The following is a 4,902-nucleotide window of genomic DNA, read 5'->3' as shown; positions in this document are numbered from 1 at the left end:
CAACATAATAAAAATAACGGTTTTGTGATATTGTCTCAATATAGTAAAAAAAAATTTTAAAAATTTTTAAAAAAAAGTAAAAAAGTAATTGACAAAGTCTAAAAAATTTGTTAGTATATACCTTGTCAACCGAGTAAGGTTGAAGGACAATGAGAGATAAAAAAAGCAAACAAGATGTTAAGAAGCAAAAGACAAAATGGTGAAACAAAACAAGGAAAAAAAATAAATTGAAACAAGATTGAATGAAGAGTTTGATCCTGGCTCAGGATAAACGCTGACAGAATGCTTAACACATGCAAGTCGATGATGAGTATAATAGCTTGCTATTATACAAGTCATGGCGGACGGGTGAGTAACGCGTAAAGAACTTACCCTCTAGACTGGAATAACAGGGAGAAATTTCTGATAAAACTAGATAAGTTAGTAATAGGCATCTATTACAAATGAAACACTATATGTGCTAGAGGAGAGCTTTGCGTCCTATTAGCTAGTTGGTAAGGTAAAGGCTTACCAAGGCGATGATAGGTAGCCGGCCTGAGAGGGTGGACGGCCACAAGGGGACTGAGATACGGCCCTTACTCCTACGGGAGGCAGCAGTGGGGAATATTGGACAATGGAGGAAACTCTGATCCAGCAATTCTGTGTGCACGAAGACGGTTTTAGGATTGTAAAGTGCTTTTAGTTGGGAAGAAAGAAATGACGGTACCAACAGAAGAAGCGACGGCTAAATACGTGCCAGCAGCCGCGGTAATACGTATGTCGCAAGCGTTATCCGGAATTATTGGGCTTAAAGGGCATCTAGGCGGTATAACAAGTTGAAGGTGAAAAGCTGTGGCTCAACCATAGTCTTGCCTACAAAACTGTAATACTAGAGTGCTGGAAAGGTGGGTGGAACTACACGAGTAGAGGTGAAATTCGTAGATATGTGTAGGAATGCCGATGATGAAGATAACTCACTGGACAGCAACTGACGCTGAAGTGCGAAAGCTAGGGGAGCAAACAGGATTAGATACCCTGGTAGTCCTAGCTGTAAACGATGATCACTGGGTGTGGGGGTTCGAAGCCTCTGTGCCGAAGCAAAAGCGATAAGTGATCCGCCTGGGGAGTACGTTCGCAAGAATGAAACTCAAAGGAATTGACGGGGGCCCGCACAAGTGGTGGAGCATGTGGTTTAATTCGACGCTACGCGAGGAACCTTACCAGATCTTGACATCCACGGAATATTTAAGAGATTAAGTAGTGCCTTCGGGAACCGTGAGACAGGTGGTGCATGGCTGTCGACAGCTCGTGTTGTGAGATGTTGGGTTAAGTCCCGCAACGAGCGAAACCCCTATCATTAGTTACCATCATTAAGTTGGGGACTCTAATGAAACTGCCTGCGAAGAGCAGGAGGAAGGTGGGGATGACGTCAAGTCATCATGCCCCTTATGATCTGGGCTACACACGTGCTACAATGGGTAGTACAAAGAGAAGCTAGGTGGCGACACTAAGCAAATCTAGAAAGCTACTCTTAGTTCGGATTGGAGTCTGCAACTCGACTCCATGAAGTTGGAATCACTAGTAATCGTGAATCAGCAATGTCACGGTGAATACGTTCTCGGGCCTTGTACACACCGCCCGTCACACCACGAGAGTTGTTTGCACCTGAAGTTACTGGCCTAACTCGAAAGAGAGGGAAGTACCTAAGGTGTGAATAGTGATTGGGGTGAAGTCGTAACAAGGTATCCGTACCGGAAGGTGCGGATGGATCACCTCCTTTCTAAGGAGAATATGACAAGCTTTAAGTCTTGTTNNTAGGACAATGAGAAATGAATAGTAGGTAAAAAATTACAACTAAAAAACAAGTTAAGAGAAAACTGTAAGAAAAAAAGAAGATAAAGCTATTAAGGGCGTACGGAGGATGCCTAGGTAGTAAAAGCCGAAGAAGGACGTGATAAGCTGCGAAAAGCTAGGAGGAGGCGCACATAGCCATAGATTCCTAGATATCCGAATGGGACAACCTGTATATTAGAAGAATATACGCGAAAGAGGTAAGCCTGTGAACTGAAACATCTAAGTAACAGGAGGAAAAGAAAGTAAAAACGATTTTCTAAGTAGCGGCGAGCGAACGGGAAAGAGCCTAAACCATAGTAGTGTTAAAGCGGGCAGCGTTGCTATTATGGTGTAGCGGGGATGTATTGGTCAATGCCATAAGACAATACGAATTATCAAAGAAGCAAAACATAACTGGAAAGTTAGACCAAAGAAGGTGATAGTCCTGTATGCGTAATTAGATAAGGAGTATATACATATACCCCAAGTAGCATCAAACACGAGGAATTTGGTGTGAATCAGTGTGGACCATATCACATAAGGCTAAATACTTTTACTAACCGATAGAGAAGAGTACCGTGAGGGAAAGGTGAAAAGAACCCTGAGTAAGGGAGTGAAATAGAATTTGAAACCGTACGCTTACAAGCGGTAGGAGCCCTTCGGGGTGACTGCGTGGATTTTGGTTAATCATCCTGCGAGTTATGATATGTGGCGAGGTTAAGGAAGCGGAGCCGAAGGGAAACCGAGTCTTAAAAGGGCGATAGTCGCATGTTGTAGACGCGAAACCTAGTGATCTAGGCCTGTCCAAGTTGAAGCTGGGGTAAGACCCAGTGGAGGACTGAACTCACTGTCGTTGAAATGCCAGGAGATGAGGTAGGTCTAGGGGTGAAAAGCCAATCGAACTAGGAGATAGCTCGTTCTCTCCGAAATGCATTTAGGTGCAGCCTTAATTTAAGATATGTGGGGGTAGAGCACTGTATGACCTAGCGGGCGTATAGCTTAGTGAAGTCAAGCAAACTACGAATACCATATATTAATGATTAGGAGTGAGTCTATGGATGACAAGGTCCATGGACGAGAGGGAAAAAGCCCAGAACAATAGCTAAGGTCCCTAATTATGTCTAAGTGGGAAAGGAGGTGGATGTTCAGAAACAACCAGGAGGTTGGCTTAGAAGCAGCCATACCTTGAAAGAGTGCGTAACAGCTCACTGGTCGAGAGCATCTGCGCCGAAGATTTAACGGGGCTAAGACATAAACCGAAGCTTTGTAATATATCAATAAGATATGTTGGTAGGAGAGCGTTCTGTAAGCTGTTGAAGGAGAGTTGGAAGACGATCTGGAGGTATCAGAAGTGAGAATGCAGGAATGAGTAGCGAGAAAGTATGTGAGAATCATACTGGCCGGAAGTCCAAGGATTCCAGGGCAATGTTTGTCAACCCTGGGGGAGTCGGGACCTAAGTATAAGCAAAGATGCGAATGCGAATGGAAAATAGGTTAATATTCCTATACCACTTTATTAACGTTTGAAGGAATGGAGTGACGCAGGAAGGTATGTAAGATGGCTGACGGAATAGCCATTCTAAGGAAGAAGCATGATTTTATAGGAAAAACCGTAGAATTAAATGTGATAACTGATGGGTAAGTGCCTTAGGGCATAAGTTACAAATCCTAAACTGCCGAGAAAAACTTCTACCGAGGAGATAAAGTGCCCGTACCGTAAACCGACACAGGTGGACAAGGTGAGAAACCTAAGGCCGACAGGATAACTCTAGCTAAGGAACTCTGCAAAATAGCCCCGTAACTTCGGGAGAAGGGGTGCCTATTAGGTGAAGGGAGAAAAACCCTAAGCTAAAATAGGCCGCAGTGAAGAGTCCCAAGCAACTGTTTACCAAAAACACAGGTCTATGCTAAGCCGGAAGGCGACGTATATGGGCTGACACCTGCCCAGTGCTGGAAGGTTAAGAGGAGGATTGAGAGATTCGAATTGAAGCCCCAGTGAACGGCGGCCGTAACTATAACGGTCCTAAGGTAGCGAAATTCCTTGTCAGGTAAGTTCTGACCTGCACGAATGGTGCAATGATTTGGGAGCTGTCTTGGCTGGAGACCTGGTGAAGTTGTAATAGCGGTGAAGATACCGCTTACCTGCAGTAGGACGGAAAGACCCCGTGGAGCTTTACTGTAGTTTGGCATTGGGTTTTGTCAATATGTGTATAGGATAGTTGGGAGACTGTGAGTTATGAACGCAAGTGCATAAGGAGTCAATGTTGGAATACCAACCATATATTGTTGAAATTCTAATCAAGAAATTGAGACAGTGCTAGATGGGCAGTTTGACTGGGGCGGTCACCTCCAAAAGAGTAACGGAGGTGTTCAAAGGTTCCCTCAGGTTGGATGGAAATCAACCAGAGAGTGTAAAGGCACAAGGGAGCTTGACTGCGAGACTGACGGGTCGAGCAGGTACGAAAGTAGGACTTAGTGATCCGGTGGTACTGAATGGAAAGGCCATCGCTCAACGGATAAAAGCTACCCCGGGGATAACAGGCTGATACTTCCCAAGAGTCCATATCGACGGAAGTGTTTGGCACCTCGATGTCGGCTCGTCTCATCCTGGGGCTGGAGAAGGTCCCAAGGGTTGGGCTGTTCGCCCATTAAAGAGGCACGCGAGCTGGGTTCAGAACGTCGTGAGACAGTTCGGTCCCTATCCACTGCAGGCGAAGAATATTGAAAAGATCTGTCCTTAGTACGAGAGGACCGGGATGGACAAACCTCTGATGTATCAGTTGTCACGCCAGTGGCATGGCTGAGTAGTCACGTTTGGAAGGGATAATCGCTGAAAGCATCTAAGTGAGAAGCCCCCTTTAAGATAAGTATTCATAAAGACCCCTTCGAGACCAGAAGGTAGATAGGCTAGAGGTGTAAGTGTAGAGATACATTCAGCTGACTAGTACTAATATGTCGATTGCTTTACTAAAATGCTTGTAATTTTTTACTACTACTATTTATTTCTAATTGTCCTAAGGACAAAAAAGTTAAGAAAAGCTTGGTGGACATAGCTATAGGGAAACACCTAGAAACATACCGAACCTAGAA

2 rRNA genes are annotated in these 4,902 nt (G+C 44.6%); both read left to right on the top strand.

Features of this window, described 5'->3' with window-relative positions:
- The first annotated feature begins 239 nt into the window (after positions 1-239).
- Positions 240-1,759 (top strand): 16S ribosomal RNA (locus AWT72_RS08015).
- 114 nt (positions 1,760-1,873) lie between these two features.
- Positions 1,874-4,783, top strand: a 23S ribosomal RNA gene (locus AWT72_RS08010).
- Together the 16S and 23S rRNA genes form the textbook arrangement of a ribosomal RNA operon.
- Positions 4,784-4,902 lie beyond the last annotated feature (119 nt).

It is taken from the genome of Oceanivirga salmonicida, assembly GCF_001517915.1.
In the GTDB taxonomy this organism is placed as follows: domain Bacteria; phylum Fusobacteriota; class Fusobacteriia; order Fusobacteriales; family Leptotrichiaceae; genus Oceanivirga; species Oceanivirga salmonicida.
This window is presented reverse-complemented; position numbering and strand designations above follow the sequence as displayed.